The 18,548-nt window shown below is 62.0% G+C and carries 19 protein-coding genes; 9 read left to right on the forward strand and 10 right to left on the reverse strand.

What is annotated here, in order from left to right; translation table 11 throughout:
- Window positions 1–91: 91 nt before the first annotated feature.
- The 3 genes from yddG to CPH57_RS06865 all read left to right on the forward strand — a co-directional run bounded on the left by yddG (window position 92) and on the right by CPH57_RS06865 (window position 2,575).
- On the forward strand, window positions 92–985 hold the full coding sequence (gene yddG, locus CPH57_RS06855) for an aromatic amino acid DMT transporter YddG (RefSeq protein ID WP_033642805.1): 894 nt from the start codon (window positions 92–94) through the stop codon (window positions 983–985).
- Window positions 986–1,058: 73 nt separating this feature from the next.
- Window positions 1,059–1,331: a hypothetical protein gene (locus tag CPH57_RS06860; RefSeq protein ID WP_033642807.1), complete on the forward strand. Its 273-nt coding sequence runs from the start codon at window positions 1,059–1,061 to the stop codon at window positions 1,329–1,331.
- A 362-nt stretch (window positions 1,332–1,693) separates the two neighbouring features.
- Complete coding sequence (locus CPH57_RS06865; protein WP_046686925.1) at window positions 1,694–2,575, forward strand: nucleoside-specific channel-forming protein Tsx; 882 nt, start codon at window positions 1,694–1,696, stop codon at window positions 2,573–2,575.
- Between the two features lie 54 nt (window positions 2,576–2,629).
- Here CPH57_RS06865 and CPH57_RS06870 read toward each other — a convergent pair whose 3' ends face one another.
- The gene (locus tag CPH57_RS06870) at window positions 2,630–2,809 is read right to left on the reverse strand and encodes a hypothetical protein (RefSeq protein ID WP_033642811.1); all 180 of its coding nucleotides are present in this window, start codon (window positions 2,807–2,809) and stop codon (window positions 2,630–2,632) included.
- A gap of 442 nt (window positions 2,810–3,251) precedes the next feature.
- Here CPH57_RS06870 and CPH57_RS06875 point away from each other — a divergent pair, with 442 nt between their 5' ends.
- Together CPH57_RS06875 and CPH57_RS06880 are read left to right on the forward strand one after the other, a co-directional pair.
- Entirely contained in the window at window positions 3,252–3,746 is a 495-nt protein-coding gene (locus CPH57_RS06875) for an anti-virulence regulator CigR family protein (RefSeq protein ID WP_033642812.1), read from the forward strand.
- Between the two features lie 115 nt (window positions 3,747–3,861).
- A complete protein-coding gene (locus CPH57_RS06880; RefSeq protein ID WP_033652093.1) occupies window positions 3,862–4,392 on the forward strand; it encodes a chorismate mutase in 531 nt (176 codons plus the stop codon).
- A gap of 3 nt (window positions 4,393–4,395) precedes the next feature.
- Here the strand turns inward: CPH57_RS06880 and CPH57_RS06885 are convergent, their stop codons facing one another.
- The 4 genes from CPH57_RS06885 to hutC all read right to left on the reverse strand — a co-directional run bounded on the left by CPH57_RS06885 (window position 4,396) and on the right by hutC (window position 9,112).
- The gene (locus CPH57_RS06885) at window positions 4,396–5,931 is read right to left on the reverse strand and encodes a serine hydrolase (protein WP_096242175.1); all 1,536 of its coding nucleotides are present in this window, start codon (window positions 5,929–5,931) and stop codon (window positions 4,396–4,398) included.
- 244 nt (window positions 5,932–6,175) lie between these two features.
- Entirely contained in the window at window positions 6,176–6,979 is an 804-nt protein-coding gene (hutG, locus tag CPH57_RS06890) for an N-formylglutamate deformylase (protein ID WP_047576098.1), read from the reverse strand.
- A complete protein-coding gene (hutI, locus tag CPH57_RS06895) occupies window positions 6,976–8,199 on the reverse strand; it encodes an imidazolonepropionase (protein WP_046686929.1) in 1,224 nt (407 codons plus the stop codon). The genes hutG and hutI overlap by 4 nt, the downstream gene beginning before the upstream one ends.
- 157 nt (window positions 8,200–8,356) lie before the next feature.
- Window positions 8,357–9,112, reverse strand: a complete 756-nt coding sequence (hutC, locus tag CPH57_RS06900) for a histidine utilization repressor (protein ID WP_033652097.1) — start codon at window positions 9,110–9,112, stop codon at window positions 8,357–8,359.
- Window positions 9,113–9,292: 180 nt separating this feature from the next.
- Between hutC and CPH57_RS06905 the strand changes: the two genes are divergently transcribed.
- The 3 genes from CPH57_RS06905 (at window position 9,293) to CPH57_RS06915 (ending at window position 12,297) form a co-directional block, all read left to right on the forward strand.
- A complete protein-coding gene (locus CPH57_RS06905) occupies window positions 9,293–10,663 on the forward strand; it encodes a formimidoylglutamate deiminase (protein WP_096242176.1) in 1,371 nt (456 codons plus the stop codon).
- On the forward strand, window positions 10,663–11,226 hold the full coding sequence (locus CPH57_RS06910; protein ID WP_033652099.1) for a HutD family protein: 564 nt from the start codon (window positions 10,663–10,665) through the stop codon (window positions 11,224–11,226). The genes CPH57_RS06905 and CPH57_RS06910 overlap by 1 nt, the downstream gene beginning before the upstream one ends.
- A 69-nt stretch (window positions 11,227–11,295) precedes the next feature.
- On the forward strand, window positions 11,296–12,297 hold the full coding sequence (locus CPH57_RS06915) for a LacI family DNA-binding transcriptional regulator (protein WP_096242177.1): 1,002 nt from the start codon (window positions 11,296–11,298) through the stop codon (window positions 12,295–12,297).
- Window positions 12,298–12,338: 41 nt separating this feature from the next.
- Here the strand turns inward: CPH57_RS06915 and CPH57_RS06920 are convergent, their stop codons facing one another.
- The 5 genes from CPH57_RS06920 to CPH57_RS06940 all read right to left on the reverse strand — a co-directional run bounded on the left by CPH57_RS06920 (window position 12,339) and on the right by CPH57_RS06940 (window position 17,770).
- Complete coding sequence (locus tag CPH57_RS06920) at window positions 12,339–13,781, reverse strand: glycoside hydrolase family 32 protein (RefSeq protein WP_060660805.1); 1,443 nt, start codon at window positions 13,779–13,781, stop codon at window positions 12,339–12,341.
- Window positions 13,778–15,037: an MFS transporter gene (locus tag CPH57_RS06925; RefSeq protein ID WP_047576088.1), complete on the reverse strand. Its 1,260-nt coding sequence runs from the start codon at window positions 15,035–15,037 to the stop codon at window positions 13,778–13,780. Before CPH57_RS06925 ends, CPH57_RS06920 begins: the two co-directional genes overlap by 4 nt.
- A 168-nt stretch (window positions 15,038–15,205) precedes the next feature.
- On the reverse strand, window positions 15,206–16,510 hold the full coding sequence (locus CPH57_RS06930) for an MFS transporter (protein WP_042784313.1): 1,305 nt from the start codon (window positions 16,508–16,510) through the stop codon (window positions 15,206–15,208).
- A gap of 90 nt (window positions 16,511–16,600) precedes the next feature.
- Window positions 16,601–16,987, reverse strand: a complete 387-nt coding sequence (locus CPH57_RS06935; RefSeq protein ID WP_096242178.1) for a GFA family protein — start codon at window positions 16,985–16,987, stop codon at window positions 16,601–16,603.
- 84 nt (window positions 16,988–17,071) lie between these two features.
- Window positions 17,072–17,770 carry a DAPG hydrolase family protein gene (locus CPH57_RS06940; protein ID WP_025302572.1) on the reverse strand — a complete coding sequence of 233 codons (699 nt, stop codon included), beginning with the start codon at window positions 17,768–17,770 and terminating at the stop codon, window positions 17,072–17,074.
- 93 nt (window positions 17,771–17,863) lie between these two features.
- Between CPH57_RS06940 and CPH57_RS06945 the strand changes: the two genes are divergently transcribed.
- Window positions 17,864–18,508, forward strand: a complete 645-nt coding sequence (locus tag CPH57_RS06945) for a TetR/AcrR family transcriptional regulator (protein WP_046686933.1) — start codon at window positions 17,864–17,866, stop codon at window positions 18,506–18,508.
- Window positions 18,509–18,548: the final 40 nt, after the last annotated feature.

The raw sequence follows: 18,548 nt of genomic DNA on the forward strand, positions 1-18,548 counted from the left end.
ATTCACAGGCGGGAGTTTCCCGCCTTTCTTTTTGGCACGTGCGGCAGTAGAGTGAAAAACCTGATAAAAAATAACCTATTGGACCTGCCTTATGCCCGCTTTGCCCTCGCGTACCCGTGCCACGCTGTTCGGTTTGTTGGCCATCGTGCTGTGGAGCAGCGTCGTTGGCCTGATCAGAAGCGTCAGCGAAGGGCTGGGGCCTGTCGGCGGCGCGGCGATGATCTACAGCGTCAGCGCGGTGTTTTTGCTGGTGGCGCTTGGCGTGCCGAAATGGCGCAGCTTTCCGCGGCCTTACCTGATCGTCGGCAGCCTGCTGTTCGTCAGCTACGAGATCTGCCTGTCGCTGTCGCTCGGCTACGCCAATACCCGCCTGCAGGCGATAGAAGTGGGCATGATCAACTACCTGTGGCCCTGTTTCACCGTGCTGATGGCGCTGGCGCTCAACGGCCAAAAGGCGAAATGGTGGCTGCTGCCGGGGCTGTTGCTGTCGCTGTTCGGCATCGGCTGGATCATGAGCGGCGAGGGCGGCTGGTCACCGGCGCAGATGCTGGCCAACGTGCGCAGCAATCCGCTCAGCTATACGCTGGCGTTCAGCGGCGCGGTGATCTGGGCGCTGTATTGCAACCTGACCAAGAAGATCGCCCAGGGCAGCAACGGTGTGGTGCTGTTTATCGTGCTGACCGCGCTGGCGCTGTGGCTGAAGTACGCCTTCAGCGCGGAAAGCGGCATGCAGTTCAGCGTCGGCGTGACCGTGACGCTGCTGTGCGCCGGGGTGGCGATGGGGGCGGGGTATGCCGCCTGGAACGTCGGCATTCTGCACGGCAACATGACGCTGCTGGCGACCGTCTCCTATTTTACCCCGGTGCTGTCGGCGGTGTTCGCCGCGCTGGTGCTGCACACCTCGCTGACCGTCAATTTCTGGCAGGGCGTGGCGATGGTTACCCTGGGTTCGCTGATCTGTTGGCGGGCAACTCGCGGAAATTAACGGAAATTATCCGCCATCGCCGCAATGTTGAACTAGAATTTAACTAGCCATGTTGCCTGAAGGAACGACGACAATGAGAAGTGACATTCAATTTATTCAGCAGCCTGAAATCGACGTGCATCATTATGAGCGCGGCGATACCGTGCGCCTGACCACGGCGAATTTGCGGCATGAATATCAGCTCGATGTTTATATTTTGCGCCGCGATGACAAGCTGATTTACGGTTCGGTCGTCGCGGCGGCGCCCAAAACCGATATTCCGGTCGCCAGCTGGGAGGTCAAAAACGGTGAAGAGGTGGCGTTCCGCCAGGAAAACATCGCCAAAGCGGTGCCGGCGGTAAGCTGATTTCACGTTCCGCACTTTCTCCTGATGCTGATGAAGGCCGACGCTTGCGCGTCGGCTTTTTCTTTTCCACCTCGTGATGACGCCCTGATGTCATTTGGCTTAAAAACTGCGCTAAAAAACGCGACACATGACAAAAATCACAGCGAATGTGAATTTGCATGAAACATAATTTGACAAATGTGAACGCAATCGATTACCTATTCGCGAAATGCGTAACTGGATCACAGATTCTTACAGTCAGTGGTTTCTATAATGCGCGCGTCATCCGAGTTTCTGTGTGAAGACAACGCCAGGTGTCGGCAGACTCATTGTCATCTTTTCTAAACGGGCAGGAAATGGCCCTTTAAGCATGTGGTAATAAAATGAAAAAAATAGCTCTCGCAGCAGGTGTACTGCTCGCAGCGTCTTACAGTGCATCATCAATGGCTGATAGCAAAGACAGTCAATATGTCTCCGACTGGTGGCACCAGAGCGTTAACGTGGTGGGCAGCTACCACACCCGTTTCGGGCCGCAACTGAATAACGACGTGTATCTCGAATACGAAGCCTTCGCCAAGAAAGACTGGTTCGATTTCTACGGCTACGTTGACGTGCCAAAGTTCTTCGGCGTGGGCAATACCCCAGACCGCGGCATCTGGGACAAAGGCTCCCCGCTGTTTATGGAGATTGAACCGCGCTTCTCCATCGACAAGCTGACCGGCACCGATCTGAGCTTCGGTCCGTTCAAAGAGTGGTACTTCGCCAACAACTACATCTATGACCTGGGCCACAACGCCGACGGTCGTCAAAACACCTGGTACATGGGTCTGGGCACCGATATCGACACCGGCCTGCCGATGAGCCTGTCGATGAACATCTATGCCAAATACCAGTGGGAAAACTACCAGGCTGCCAACGAGAACAGCTGGGACGGTTACCGCTTCAAGGTGAAATACTTTGTGCCGCTGACCCAGGTGTGGGGCGGCAATCTGAGCTACATCGGCTTTACCAACTTCGATTTCGGTTCCGATCTGGGCAAGGACAGCCATTGGGTTGACGGCACCGGCAAACAGGTGCGCACCAGCAACTCTATCGCCTCCAGCCATATTTTGGCGCTGAACTACGATCACTGGCACTATTCTTTCGTGGCGCGTTATTTCCATAACGGCGGTCAGTGGCAGGATGGCGCGGAGATCGGCACGCCGCAGGGCCCGATCAAGTCTACCGGTTGGGGTTACTACCTGGTGGTCGGCTATAACTTCTGATTTTCCGTGTTATCAGAAACAGAAAACCCCGCCAGGCGGGGTTTTTTTTCGTCATCACTGGGCTTGTTCTACCGGGAGATGCCTCACCGGCATAAACAGCCTGCCTTTGATCACGTGACATTCATTATTTATCCAACTAATGATTTGTTCACGGCTGACGCCTTCCGACTGCGCGTAACGATGAAGATCGCCGTTAAAGTGCCGAGTGATGTATTCCATGAGGGTCATTTGCACGTCTTTTGCTCCTGAACGCCCACCCGTTGCCAGCCTGGCCACCGCGGGAGGTTAAGGTTTCTCAGACAGCGAATGTAAATTATCGGCAACGAAATCTCAACATAAAGCACCAGATTGGGGCGATGCCGGTGGGAAAAAGAATCCCGCACGGAAAGGCGGGAAGTGTTCGATATTATCATTCTGGATGATAAGAATAAGATTTGAGGTGCGACGAAAAAGAGCACGCTAACTCTTTTTTGTTACCGTCCCACGCTAGCGGAAGGCTTATTTTTCTTCAAGAAAAATCGGGGGTAGATTTCGGAATTCTCGAGGCGTTTTGCGTTAAAACAAGAGAGTGGCGCGAATGCCGTAAAACCGCACTGTCATCTCGGAGTTTTCCTTATACTTTGCCCGGAAAAGGCCAACTATAGTAAACAGAGTCCCCCACGCAGGAATACACAACATGAACAAACGTCGTACGACTCTCACGGTGTTGGCACTGATTGCATCGCTGGGGTTGTCATCCGCCCCGGCCATGGCCGACAAAGGCGGCAATGGTAACGGCAACGGCAACGGGCATGGCAACAGCGGCAATCACGGCAATAACGGTAACCACGGCAACAACGGCAATCACGGCAACAAAGATAAAGGCGACTATAGAGACTATAGAAACGACGACAATCTGGTTTCCGTCAGCCTCTCGCGCGACCGCGCCCGTTCGCTGGCGCACACCTACGGGCTGACCGGCTACCGCTCGTTGCCGCCGGGCATCGCCAAGAATCTGGCGCGCGGCAAACCGCTGCCGCCGGGCATCGCCAAAAAAATGGTGCCGTCTTCGATGCTGCGTGAACTGCCGCAGTATCCGGGTTATGAATGGCGCATCGCCGGCGACGATCTGGTGCTGGTCGCGCTCAGCACCGCGATTGTGGCTTCCGTCATCAACGGCGTGTTCGATTAACGCCGGTTGGGTCTCATCGGGCCTCGCTGCGGCGGGGCCTTTTTTATTTGCCGGCGCGGGGCTGACGTGGTGAACTTGGCGCCTGACCTTTTCACTGCATCATAAGGGAGGCGCCATGTTCAGGGCGTTATTGATAGCGTGTTGCCTGACCAGTTTTCCGGCGTTGGCGGACGGTGGCGCCGCTATCGGCGAGCTGGTGAACCAACGGCTGTCGTTGATGAAAGACGTGGCCGGTTACAAGGCGCAGCAGCATTTGCCGATCGAAGATCTGGCGCAGGAGGCGAAGGTGTTGGCCAACGCGCAGGCGGAAGCGGGGCGTTTGGGGCTGGAGCCGGCGTCGGTACGGCCTTTTATCACCGCGCAGATGGACGCCGCCAAGGCGATTCAGTACCGCTATCGCGCCGACTGGTTGGCGAGCCCGGAAAGCGATTGGCAGCCGCGCCCGCTGGCGCAGGTGCGGGTGCAGATCGGGCAATTAAGCAGCCGGATACTGCAGCGTTTGGCGGCGCGGCTGCGCGCCGGCCCGCTCGACGCGGCGGATCGGGCGGCGTTTATGGCGTCCGTGGAACAGGTGAATCTCAGCGCCGCCGACAAGCGGCGGCTGGCGGATGCGCTGCTGGCGGTCAAAGCCGACAGCGCGCGCTGATCGTCAGTCGCGGCCGACGGTGCTGCGGCGGAAGGTCAGCATCCGGCTGCGGTTGGCGATGAGATCCACGTTGTAACCGCGGAAATAGAGGCAAAAGCGTTTCAACCATGGGCCGTCCTGGCACTCCACCAGCATGCGGCCCTGGCCGAGCGGGCTGAGCGTGCCGGTCTGCGCCGCTGGGCCGACGCCAATATGCACCCGATTGCCGCGAATTTCAAAGGCGGTGCGATAGTGCGGGTGATACCACAACCCCTGCACATGCTTCAGGCAGTCACCGTTGGCCGTGACCGGCAGGAAACGGCGCGCCACATGCCCGACCTCGCCCTCGACCGCTTCGCCGGTCCACTTCAATTTGATTGGCATATGGGCGGACAGCGACACCGCGTACCCGTCCTCCCCTTGATACAGCGGTTCATCGCTGCCCAGATAGGCCAGGTTGCCGTCTTTGACCTCCAGCCAGTGCGGCTCCGCCAGCGTGGCGTAGAGACCGTCGGGGATCGCCGTGCTGCGCTGCGGCAAAGGTTCGCCCAGCAGCGCTGCCATCACCTGCAAAGCCATGCCGAAACTGTCGCAATCTTCGCGGTTGGCCACCAGCGCGACGCCGGCCTGACGGTCGGGCGCCAGCAGGAAATAGGTTTTGTAACCGGCGTGGGAGCCGCCGTGGCCCAGCAGGCTGCGGCGGCCCAGCGGCGTGCGCGCCAGCCCCAGGCCATAGGCGCTGAGTTGGCCCTGATTGAGGCGGCGCGGCGCGCTGAGTTGCGCCAGCACGCCCTGACCGGGGCCTTGGTCCGCCAACAGCGTTTGCAGCCAGCGGGTGAGGGCGTTGACGCTGCCGGTCAGGCAGCCGGAGGCGGAAAGGTGCAGGCCGGCGCTGGCGTGTTGCCAGCCCTGCGGCGCCCGCCAGTAACCCGGCACCAACCCCGGCACCACGTCGAACCAGCTTTCCGGCGCCCGCATCTGCACCTGCAGCGGCTGGGCGATATGCCGTTGCACCAACTGGTCGAAATCATACCCTTTGCTGCGCAGCGCGGCCTCCAGCAGCCGATAGCCGGTATTGCTGTAGGCGATCTCGCTGCCGGCCTCATAGTTCAACCTTTCCAGCCCCTCGACAAACTGCATCACCGGCTGCGCCTCGCTGACGGCATGCAGCGAGATGCCGAGTAGGCCGAGCGTCTCGCGCACGTCAGGCAGGCCGCCGGTCATGTCCAGCGCCTGGCCGACGGTGACGTCCGCCAGCGCAGGCTGCAGGGCGGGGAGCAGTTCACCCAGGCGTTGTTCCAGCCGAACGGCGCGATCGGTGGCGTTCAGCGCCAGCGCGGCGAAGATATGCTTGGTCACTGAGGCGTAGCGCACCACGCTGTCGGCGGTGAAGGGGGTGTTCTGCGCCAGATCGGCCAGGCCGGCGCAGGCGGTGGCGCGGAGTTGTTCGGCGTCAAACAGGGTGATGGCGCCGCCGGGTTCGCCACGCCGTTGCCAGCCGGCCAGCAGTTGTTCGGCGACGGCGCCGGCAGCGCGCCAGTTTAACGGTGTTACAGACATAGGGCCTCCAGAGAGATATTCGAAACGGGCCAGTTGGCCACAGGCCGCCCGGTGCTGACGATGAACACGGGCTTTTGGGCTGATTGTGGCGCAGTGCGTTTTTCGTCGGCCGCTGTTTTGTGCGCTGTTTGGACCAGTTAGCGGGGAATCACGCGAAACTTTGATATAGCGCGCAGATTGCCGCTGGCGTTGCGGTTAAAGGCAGGAGAAAAACAGGCGCCCGGCGGCGCCTGTAAAGGGGGGATCAGTTCAGCCTGGCGGCGCCGTCCAACAGGCTTTCAACCATCTGCTTGAGCAGGCGCTGCAGCGAGGCGGCGCGCTGCGGTTCGAACGCGAAAGGATACTGTTCGGACATGTAGTTGACCTGCGCCAGCTCGAGCTGGATCGCATGCTGTTGCTGCTGCGGTTGACCGTAGGCACGGGTGATGTAACCGCCCTTGAAGCGGCCGTTCAGCACGTGGGTGTACTGCTGTTGCTGCTTGCAGCAGGCGACCAGCCGATCGCTCAGCGCCTGGGCGCAGCTTTCGCCGCCGTTGGTGCCGAGGTTGAGATCCGGCAGTTTGCCGTCGAACAGCCGCGGGATCACCGAGGCGATGGAGTGCGCGTCGAACAGCAACGCATAGCCGTGCCGCGCTTTGAGGCGCGCCAGCTCGTTCTGCAGCTGCTGATGATAAGGTTGCCAAATTTGCTGCAAATAGCCGGCGCGTTCTGTGTCCGTCGGCGTTTTGCCCGGCAGGAAGCTTGGGCGGCCGTCGAACAGTACGTCGGGATACAGACCGGTGGTGGCGGTGGTATACAGCGGCTTGTCGTCCGCCGGGCGATTCAGATCGATGACGAAGCGCGAATAGTTGCCGACCAGTACGCTGGCGCCCATCGCCCGGGCGAAGTCGTACAGCTGCGGAATGTGCCAGTCGGTATCGGGCAGCGGGCGGGCATCGTCGGTCAGCCCGGCCTCGACCGCCGGCGTCAGCTGTGTGCCGGCGTGTGGGATGCTGATCAGCAGCGGCAGGCTGCCGCCTTGGAAGCTAAAAGGATCGCGAATGGTCATTGACGTACTTCTCCTCGGAAAATCACCGTACAGGGCAGCTGGCCGCCCAACCAATAAGCCAGTTCCGCCGGCCGCGACAGCGGCCAGTGAACGAAGTCCGCCACCTTGCCGGTTTCCAGCGTGCCGTGGCTGTGTTGCAGTCCCAGCGCTTTGGCGGCGTGGGTGGTGACGCCCGCCAGCGCTTCTTCCGGCGTCAGGCGGAACAGCGTGCAGGCCATGTTGATCATCAGACGCAGCGACAGCGCCGGCGAGGTGCCGGGGTTGGCGTCGCTGGCGATCGCCATCGCCACGTGGTGCTTGCGGAACAGCTCTACCGGCGGACATTGGGTTTCACGCAGCAGGTAATAGGCGCCCGGCAGCAGCACCGCCACGGTGCCGGCGTCGCCCATGGCGCGGGCGTCTTGCTCGGTGGCGTATTCGAGATGGTCGGCGGAGAGCGCGTGATGGCGCGCCGCCAGCGTGCTACCGCCGAGGGCGGAGAGCTGCTCGGCGTGCAGCTTGACCGGTAAACCGGCCGCTTCGGCGGCGGCGAAGACTCGCTCCACCTGCGCCGGTGAGAACGCCAGATGTTCGCAGAAGGCGTCAACCGCATCCGCCAGGCCGGCGGCGGCGGCCTGCGGGATAATGGTATCGCAGACCAGATTGATGTAGTCGTCGGCGCGGTTGGCGTATTCCGGCGGCAGCGCATGGGCTGCCAGACAGGTGGTTTTCACCTCGACCGGCAGCAGTTCGCCCAACTTGCGCGCCACCCGCAGCATCTTCAGTTCGCTTTCCAGGCTGAGGCCGTAACCGGATTTGATCTCCACGCAGGTGACGCCTTCCGCCAGCAGCGGCCGCAGACGGAACAGCGCCTGTTCCAGCAGCAGCGCTTCGTCGGCCTCGCGGGTGGCTTTCACGGTGGAAATGATACCGCCGCCCTGTGCGGCGATGTCGGCGTAGCTTACGCCGTTCAGTCGCTGTTCGAACTCGCCGCTGCGGTTGCCGCCGAACACCAGGTGCGTGTGGCAATCAACAAAGCCGGGGGTGATGATGCCGCCGTCGAATTTCACCGTTTCGTCCGCCATCAGGCCGGGCGGCAGCGCCGCATGTTCGCCAATCCAGACAATCTTGCCGTCGCGTACGGCGATCGCGCCGTCGGTCAGGGTGTGATATTTGCCGTCGCGCATGGTGACGATATCGGCGCCGCGCCACAGGCTGTCACAGTGAATCTCAGACGTCATTGCTTTCCTCCGCCGGAGCCGCAGCTCCCACATGGTTGTATATACAATTAAAAACAACCTAACGCATTCACCGGGATGTCACAAGAGGCGGGAGAGATTTTGTTATCAGGATGTGATCGACAGCGGAGATGCGGGCGCAGGGCGCGCCCGACGGGGATCAGACTTCGCTGGTGAAGCGTCCGAACAGTTGATAGCGGCTGCCGGGGTACAGCAGCCGGGCCGAGGTCACCACGGTTTTGCCGGACCAGGTGCGACGGTGGATCAGCAGGCCGGGTTCGTGGTCCTCCAGCTGCAGCAGCTCGCGTTCGCGCCGGGTCGGGATCACCGCTTCGACGATGTGTTCGCCGGCGGTCAGCGGCGCGGCCTGCGTCAGATAGGTGTAGGGCGTGACGCGGTCGAAATCCTGCTTCAGGTAATCCGGCGCCACCAGCGGATTGACGCAGCGGTCTTCCACCTGCACCGGCACGTCGTTTTCGTAATGCACGATCTGCGAATAGAACAGCCGTTGGCCGGGCTGAATGCCGAGCGCCGCCGCCTCTTCCTCGCTGGCCGGGCGGGCCTTCAGCTCGAGGATTTTGCTGCTGTGGCGATGACCGCGCGCGGCGATCTCATCGGCGATGTTGTGCACTTCCAGCAGCGCGGTGTGCGCCTTGGCTTCGGCGACGAAGGTGCCGACGCCTTGCATGCGGATCAGAAAACCTTCGCTGGTCAGCTCGCGCAGCGCGCGGTTGATGGTCATGCGGCTGACGCCCAGTTCCGCCACCAGTTCACTTTCGGAGGGCACGCGCTGGTGCGGTTGCCAGTGCCCCGCACGGATTTGATTCACGATCGCCTGTTTGACCCGTTGGTAGATCGGGGCGGGGGCATCGCTCATTGCAGCCGCCAGTTGTAACACGGTCTGTTGTTCAGCCACGACGTTAACCTCGTCAAATAAAAAAATAATAACACCAGTTTACTGTTGATGTCGGCGTATGTATATGTATATACAACTAGTGGCCGTCGCGCCAGAAACTTGCCGGCGACCGCCAAAAATTCCTGAATGCGCGCCATCGCCGCGCCTCATTCGCCGTTACATCAACCGTGGAATACTGCCATGCCTGCTTATTTTGCCCCACGCGCTTTGCTCCCTGAGGGCTGGGCGCATAACGTCCGGCTGGACGTCGATGCGCAAGGTTATCTGACTCAAGTTACCGCCAACGCTGAACCGCAAGGCTGCACCCGGCTGCACGGCGATGCGGTGCCGGGCATGCCGAACCTGCACTCCCACGCCTTTCAGCGCGCGATGGCCGGGTTGGCGGAAGTGGCGGGCAACCCGCAGGACAGCTTCTGGACCTGGCGCGATCTGATGTATCGGCTGGTGCAGCGCCTGACGCCGGAGCAGGTGGAGGTGGTCGCCCGTCAACTGTATATCGAAATGCTCAAGGGCGGATATACCCAGGTGGCCGAATTCCACTACCTGCATCACGACGCCGACGGCAAGCCTTACGCCGATCGCGGTGAAATGACCGGCCGCCTCAGCGCGGCCGCGCATCAGGCCGGCATCGGCATGACGATGCTGCCGGTACTGTACAGCTACGCCGGTTTCGGCGCCCAGCCGGCCCAGCCGGGGCAGAAACGGTTTATCCAGGACACCGAAAGCTATCTGCAACAGCAGCAGGTGATTGCCCGTCAGCTGGCGGATCGCCCGTTGCAGAATCAGGGGCTGTGCTTCCATTCGCTGCGTGCGGTGGAGCTGGGCCAGATGCAGCAGATTTTGGCCGCGTCGGATCGCACTTTGCCGGTGCATATTCATATCGCCGAGCAGCAAAAAGAGGTGAACGACTGCCTGGCGTGGAGCGGGCAGCGCCCGGTGGCCTGGCTGTATGACCATCTGCCGGTCGATCAGCGCTGGTGTCTGGTGCATGCCACCCATCTGGATCGCGATGAGCTGGAAGCGCTGGCGCGCAGCCGCGCGGTGGCCGGCCTGTGCCTGACCACCGAAGCCAACCTCGGCGACGGCATTTTCCCCGGCGACGCTTACCTGCAGCAGCAGGGGCGCTGGGGCATCGGTTCCGACAGCCACGTTTCGCTCAACGTGGTGGAAGAGCTGCGCTGGTTCGAATACGGCCAGCGGCTGCGCGATCAGCGCCGCAACCGTCTGACGACGCCGGAACAGTCGGCGGTGGGCGATGTGCTGTACCTGCAGGCGCTTCAGGGCGGCGCGCAGGCGTGCGGCGCGCCGATCGGCCGCTTGCAGAGCGGCTATCGCGCCGACTGGCTGGTGCTGGACGGCGACGACCCGTATCTGGCGGCGGCGCCGGACGCCTCGATCCTCAACCGCTGGCTGTTCGCCGGCGGCAAAGAGCAAATTCGCGACGTGTTCGTCGGCGGCCGGCAGGTGATCGAGCAGGGGCGGCACGCGCTGCAGCAGCAGAGCAGCGCCGAGTTCCTGCAGGTGTTGAAAACCTTTCAGCAGGAGGCGTAATGAGCCTGACCCGTTTTAATTTCGCTGGGCTGCCGGTCAGCCCGTGGCGCAACGGCGGCGGGGAAACCCGTGAAATCGTCAGTTGGCCGCCGGGCGAGCCGGATTTCGACTGGCGCGCCAGCATCGCCACCATCGCGCAGGACGGGCCGTTTTCCGCCTTTGCGGGCATTGACCGTTCGATCACGCTGCTGGAAGGCGACGGCGTGCGGCTGTTCAGCGCCGGGCATATCGACCATCAGTTGGCGCGTATCGGGGAGCCGTTCGCCTTTTCCGGCGACGTGGCGCTGGAAGCGACGCTGCTGGGCGGCGCCAGTCAGGATTTCAACATCATGACGCGCCGCGGCCGGCTAGCGGCGCAGGTGCAACGCAGCGCCGAGCCGCTAACCTTGCCGCCGGGGCGGGCGGGGGTGCTGTATGTGCTGAGCGGGCTCTGGTCGCTGCCGGGGGGCGGCGAACTGAGCGCGCGCGAGGGCGTCTGGTGGACGGCATCGGCGGCGGGGGGCGACGTGGCGCCGTTAAGGGCCGGCAGCGCTATCCTGTGGGCGGACATCACACCCCGTTAACGCAGAGTAGAGTCCTGCGCTCGGTTATGGGATTATTCACTTTTTCCCATTAATCATAAAGAAGGGCGCATGGCTTCGCTGAAAGACGTCGCAAAACTTGCCGGAGTCTCGTTGATGACGGTGTCCCGCGCCATCAATGATCCCGGCAAGCTGCGGCCGGAAACCTACCGCCGCGTCAAACAAGCTATCGATCGGTTGGACTATGTGCCGGATCTGTCGGCGCGGCGTATTCGCGGTGACGGAAATCGCGTGCAGACGCTCGGCGTGCTGGCGCTGGACACCGCCACGACGCCGTTCTCGGTGGAAATGATCCTGTCGATTGAGAAAACCGCGCGCGAGCGCGGCTGGAACAGCTTCGTCGTCAACCTGTTCGCCGACGACAACGCCGAACAGACCGTCGATCTGCTGCTGGCGCATCGGCCGGATGGGGTGATCTTCACCACGATGGGACTGCGTGAGGTGACGCTGCCGGCCAAACTGCTGGACAAAAAGCTGGTGTTGGCCAACTGCGTCAGCCCGGCGCATTCGATCGCCAGCTACATTCCTGATGATGAGCAAGGGCAGTATGACGCGACGCGCACGCTGATCGCCAAAGGCTATCGCGCGCCTTTGTGCATTCATTTACCGGCGGATACGCTGGCGGCGGGGCTGCGCCGCCGCGGTCTGGAACGCGCCTGGCGCGAAGCGGGGCGCGATGTTGAACAGCTGCGGCAGTATCATCTCGATCTGAGCGCCGGCGATCAAAGCTATCGCGACTGCGTAGCGTTGCTGGAGCGGCATTTTTCCGCCGGCCGGCGCGATTGCGATGTCGTGGTGTGTGGGAACGATCGGATAGCGTTTCTGGCGTATCAGGTATTGCTGGCGCAAGGATGGCAGATACCGCAGCAGGTGGCGGTGCTGGGCTACGACAATATGGTCGGCACCGGCGAGCTGTTCCTGCCGGCATTGACGACGGTGCAGCTGCCGCATTATGAACTGGGTCGTCTTGCGGCGCTGCATGTGATTGAGCGGCGGGAACAGCGTGATACGGTGAAAGTGCCTTGCCCGCTGCTGGAACGTGGTTCGCTGTAAACGCACCGGGGGCGTCGCTGCGCGCCCGGTGCTCATTCCCATTACCCCCAGATGCTTGCCAACTGCCATCCCGTGATGGGCTCGAACAGCGCCTGGCCGCCTTCGGCGAACAGGCTGAGGCGGCGATCGCCCGCCGTCGGATAGATGCGGCTGGTCAGGCAGGCCTGCCCCTGATTAACGAAGATCTCCAGTGAGGAGCGATCGATAAAGATCCGCAGCGACAGAATGTCACCCTCCGGCAGCGGCACACTGCGGCAGGTGCACAGCGCCGGGTGTTCATTAAAACGCTCCAGCACCAATCGGTGTGACTGATTGTCGACGAACAGCCGCGCCGCACTCCCAATGGCCAGACCGTACCGCTCGGCGTCGCTGGCGGCCGGTCTCAACGTCAGGATGAGCTCCTGCATATCGTTCGTCAGCGGCAGATGCTGATTGGTCAGCGTCTGCGCCGACAACGTCTGCGATCCTCGGCGCAACGCCGCCAGTTCACGCGCCGGATTCATGCGGACGCTGCCGTCGGCGGCCAGCGTCAGCTCGCGTGGCAGGGTGAGGGCGCCGGCCCAGCGGTGCGCTTTGCTGGGCATCGGTGATTCCCACATATCCATCCAGGCAAACAGCAGCCGACGGCCGTCGGCGGCGGTGAAGGTCTGCGGCGCATAGAAATCGTGGCCGGCATCCAGCTCGCAGAAGGGCTGCGTTACCGTAAAGTCGCCGTCCGGCCGCCAATGGCCGAGCAGATAGCCGCTCTGGAAGCGATTGCGGTAGCGGTAGCCCTGCGCCGCCAGCCCCTGCGGCGAAAACAGCAGCAGGTGTTGCTCCCCCAGCTGAAAGAAATCCGGGCATTCCCACATATAGCCCTGATGCGCCGTTTGCGCGCCGGCCAGCACCCGATCGAAGCGCCAGGCGCGCAGGTCGGCAGAGCGGTACAGGCGCACCTGGCCCAGGCCGTTTTCTTTGGCGCCGACCACCAGCCACCATTCGCCGTTTTCGCGCCAGACTTTCGGATCGCGAAAATGCTGAATGCCGTCCGGCGGGGCCAGTACCGGCCCGTGCTTGACGAAGCGTATGCCGTCTTCGCTGGTGGCCAGACATTGCACTTCCCGCACCTGGCTGTCGTCACCGGGTTCGCCCAACCACACGTGGCCGGTGTAAAGCAGCGTCAGCACGCTGTTGTCATCCACGGCGCAGCCGGAAAAACAACCGTCTTTGTCATAGGGCGCATCGGGCGCCAGGGCGATGGGTTGGTGCTGCCAGCGTATCAGATCGCGGCTGGTCGCATGCCCCCAGTGCATGGGCCCCCAGTGCTCGCTATGGGGATGATGTTGGAAGAACGCATGATAGACGCCGTCAATACAGATCAGGCCGTTGGGATCGTTGATCCAGCCGGCGGCCGGTGCGAGATGGAACTGCGGATAATAATCGTCTCGGCGCTCTGCGCGCAGGGCTTCGACCGCATGGTCGGCTTGAGCTAAAGCAGTGTTCATTGGACAGACTCACTTGATTTAATGGCGGATGGAAAGGGCGTTGCCGTGGCGGAGCGTTCGCCGCGCAGCAAGAAACAGGAGACAAGCGTGGTGGCGGCGACCGCGCAGCCCATCAGCAGATAGGTGTCGGCAAAGCCGATGCGGTCATAACCGTAGCCCGCCAGCGGCGACAGGAAGCTGGCCATCACCTGGGTGATGAACTGGAAGCCTACCAGGTACAGCGTGGAGGAGAGTCGGCTGTCGAAGCGGCTGGCGATGTATTTGAAGATAGCGATCAGCAGGATTGGCAACTCTACGGCGTGCAGCAGTTTCATGGCGGAGATCATCAGGGCGCCGGTGACCAACCCGGAACCGAACATACGCAGCGCCATCACGCTGCCCGCCAGCAACAGCCCCTGCTTGGCGCCGATACGGTTCACCAGCAGCGGGGCCAGGAACATGCCGCCGGCTTCGAGGAAGACCTGCAGCGAGTTGAGAAAACCGTACATCTCGTTGCCCTGTGCGCGAGAAGCGAACTGTGAAGCGAAGTAGACAGAAAATTGCTGATCGAAAACGTTGTATACGCTGATCCCCAGCACAAACACCACCAGCGCCCAGAAGCCCGGCATGCGCAGCAGCGCCAGCGCGTCCTGCAGCCGCAGGTTCTCCGGTTTGCCGAACGCCAGGCCGGCCATGGCGTTCGGCTTCAGCTCGCGCACCTGGCTGAGCAGCAACAGGAACACCACGGCGGCGGCGGAGGCCAGCCAGAAATTGATGTTCGGATTGATATTGAAGATAAAACCGGCCACAAAGGTGGCGCTGGCCCAGCCGAGCGAGCCCCACATGCGGGCGCGGCCGAACTCAAAACCGCTGATGCGGCTGACGCGCTCGGTATAAGACTCCAGCGCGCCGATGCCGGCGAAGAAGGTCGCGCCGATGAACACCCCGCCGACCAAAGCGCCGAGTGGCAGGCTGCTCGCCAGCAGCGGGGCATAAACGTAGATAAAGAACGGGCCGGTCAGCAGCAGCATCACGCCGAGAAACTGCAGCAGGTGTTTGCGCAGCCCAAGTTTGTCCTGAATAAAGCCGTACAACGGCTGTGCGCACAGCGCCACCAGCGAGATGGCGGAGAAGATCAGGCCGGTCTCGGCGCCTTTCAGCCCGATCTTTTGATTCAGCCACAGCGAGATCAGCGAAAAGCTGGAAGACCAGGTGAAGAAGAAGAAGAACAGCAGGCCGCTGAGCAGCACGTAATATTTTTTAGTTTCGCGGTTCATGGGTAGGGCCCCGGTGAGTGAAGTTAGCTCTATTGTTAACGTTAACTCTCGGATGGATGAAGCTGTCAGTTATCACTCATGCGATGTTAATCACAAAAGTTAACGTTAACATTTTTGCGTTGTGATCATTATCACGAGTTGGAATGGGGGCGATGCGCCCCCGGAGGATTAACGTTCGTTCAGCGAGCGCAGATGATCGTCGCGGCGCAGCGTCATCAGCGCAAACAGGCTGACCACCGACGTGGCGACCACATAGTAGGCGGGAATGTCGATATTGCCGGTCTGTTTGATGAGGCCGGTGATAATCAGCCCGGCCGAGCCGGAAAACACCGCATTGGACAGCGAGTAAGCCAGCCCCAGGCCGGTATAGCGCACCCGGGTCGGGAACATCTCCGCCAGCATCGCCGGGCCGGGACCGGCCAGCAGGCCGACCACGGCGCCGGCGATCATGACTGCCAGCCCTTTGATCCACAGTGAGCTCTGCGCATCCTGCAACAGGTGCAGCAGCGGGAAGGTGAACAGGATCACCGCCGCCACCGCCGTCAGCATCACCGTTTTTCGTCCCAGCCTGTCGCTGATGATGCCCGCCGGCAGGATGGTCAGGGCGAAACCGACGTTGGCCAGCACCGTCGCCACTAGCGCTTGCTGGAAGGTAGCGTGCAGCGAGGTTTGCAAATAGGAAGGCATCACCACCAGGAAGGTATAGCCGGCGGCCGACCAGCCCATCATGCGGCCGATGCCGACCAGAATGGTTTTCACCACGCCGCCCAGCTTCGCTTCCGGCGGCGCGGCGGTGTGCTCCGCGGCGTGCTGCGCCTGGGTAAACGTCGGCGTTTCCTCAAGCTTGAGCCGCAGCCACAGCGCCACGGCGCCCATCGGCAGCGCCAGCAGGAAGGGAATGCGCCAGCCCCAGTCATGCAACTGCTGCACGCTCAGCAGCGCAGCCAGCAGCGCCACCAGCCCGGCGCCGGCCAACAGGCCGAGCGCGACGGTCAGCGATTGCCATGCGCCGAACAGCCCGCGCTTGCCCTTTGGGGCGAACTCGGTCATCAGCGACACGGCGCCGCCGAATTCGCCGCCGGCGAACAGCCCCTGGAACATACGCAGCAGCGTCAGCAGCAGCGGGGCGGCGACGCCGATCGAGGCATAGGTCGGCATGACGCCGATCAACGCCGTCGCCAGCGTCATCAGCAGCAGGACCGCAATCAGCGTCGGACGACGGCCGATGCGATCGCCGATGCGGCCGAAGATCACCGCGCCGATCGGCCGGCAGAAAAACGCCAGCGCGAAGGCGGCGTAGGTGAGGATCAGGCTGGTGATTTCATTTTCACCCTGCAGCGTGAAAAAATTGGCGGCGATAACGGTGGCCAGGAACCCGTACACCCCGAACTCGTACCATTCGATAAAGTTGCCGACCGAGCCGGCCAGCAACGCCTGACGCGAGCGGCGCGCGTCGAGAGTCTGTTGATTCATCCCCGTTCCCATACATTTGAATTATTGTTCGTCAGTTCTAAATTTATACGACAAAACAATCAATTGATTTCAGCGGGAACTGTGAGGCGCTCAGCGCATGCCGTCGATACGCCACCATTCGGGGCAAACATCGGTGAACGCATGTGAGGTCGGGCGCAGCTCCGGCAGATTGGCCCGATCGAAGCTGCCGGTGGCCAGCGCCACCGTCGGCTCGTCGTCGATCGCCCCCAGCGTGCTGCCGCAGCGCGGGCAAAAGGCGCGGCTGGAATAGGGTGAAGAACGGTAGAGTGTGGGCATGCCGCCCGGGCCGTTCCACTCGATGGCCTGACGCGGAAATTCGACCCAGCAGAGCGTCGGCGCGCCGGAGTGGCGGCGGCAAAAATCGCAGGAACAGCTGTGCGGATTGCCAGGCAGGCCGCGTGCCTGAAAGCGAATATATCCGCACAGGCAGCCGCCGCTATAGCAGGGATTTTCCATGATGTCTCCGTCATGAGCGCAGGGGAAAACGATGAAAATCACTATAGCGATATCGCGAAAAATTAACAGGTCCCCGCTGATGCATTACCAGAGCAACGGCGCCGGCTCGCGGCCGTTTTCGGCGTAGTACAGCGACGGCAGGAACTGCGCCAGATAGCTGAACTCGTTGTAGCAGTGGCGCATCAGGTTAAACCCGATGTCGTCCGAGAGTTCGTCGTGGGCGTTGGCGCAGGCTTTACCCAGCAGGAAACGGCTGCGCAGCACGCACCCGTAGGGCGTATCGCGCGCCAGATGCAGCATCTCGCCGTCGCAGGGATCGCCGTTGTCATCCAACGCCACCTGGTCGCCGAAGCCGATGCGCGCGCACACGGCGGCGGAGAGCGCCTGCGCGTCACGCGCCTGGCGCAGCGGTTGCGGCGCGAAGAAGTCCTCGGCGGCGTGGAATTTGAGGCGCGCCGCGACCGGTGGCAGCTCCGCCAGCCATTCGACCGCTTCGATGCTGGCGCCGACGTAGCTTTCCCCTTTTTTCCAATGGCGGTCCCAGCCGCGATGTTCAACGTGATCGTGCGGGTGCCACCAGTTGATGTGCTGCGTGTTCTCAAAGAAGGTGAACCACCAGTCCAGCATGCGCCCCTTGCAGCCGTGCAGATCGGTACGGACCGCGACGGTCAGCAAACCGTCGGCGCTGCGACTCAGCCCCATCTCCAGCCGCAGCGGTTCAGGTTTGAGCAACTCGTTGATATCGTTAACGCCCCACGGCGCCAGCAGGGAAGGATGTGTCATAATGGGTTCCTGTTTTATTTTGGAAACGAATAGTGTTTCCAAAATAAAGTTATGCCGCTATGCTGAGTCTGTCAATGCTTGTGAGGAATAAATATGGCGAACCCGAATGAAGAACCGCTGCGTGCTCGCGGCCGGCCGGCCACGCCGGAAACGGCGCTGCGCGCCGCGCTGGCGCAGGCGACGCTGGCGCTGTTGCTCGACGGCGGCTATGCCGCGGCAACGGTGGATGCGGTGGCGAAACGCGCCGGGGTGGCTAAAAAAACCCTGTATCGCTTTGCGGCCAATCGCGACGAACTGGTGGCGCAGGCGGTGAGCGGCTGGACCGATGCGTTTCAGCCGGCCTTCGCCCAGGATGCCGGGCGGTGGGAGGCGGTGGCGCCGCTGTTGGAAAAAGGGCTGAAGGCGGTGGCGCAGCAGGTATTGAGCGCCGAAGCGGTGGGGATGTTTCGGCTGCTGCAAAGCGAGTTTCCGGGGCGCGAGGCGCTGCTGGACAGCTATCAGCGCAACGGCATTCAGCGCGGACGGGCGACGGTGGCGGACTGGCTGCGGCGCCAGCAGCAGTGCGGGTGGCTGCGTGAGCGCGACTGGGCGCAAACCAGCGATCTGCTGTTGGCGATGACCATCGCCGAACCGCTGCGGCAGATGACGCTGGGGCTGTTGCCGCCCGGCAGCGCGATCGACGAGCGCATCGCGGCGGCGGTGGCGCTGGTGATGCCGGGTTTGCTGGCGGAAGGATGAAAACAAGAAAGGGCCGAAAGTTCGGCCCTTAAACAGCAGG

The sequence above is a fragment of the Serratia sp. JKS000199 genome (assembly GCF_900215455.1).
Lineage (GTDB): Bacteria > Pseudomonadota > Gammaproteobacteria > Enterobacterales > Enterobacteriaceae > Serratia > Serratia ureilytica.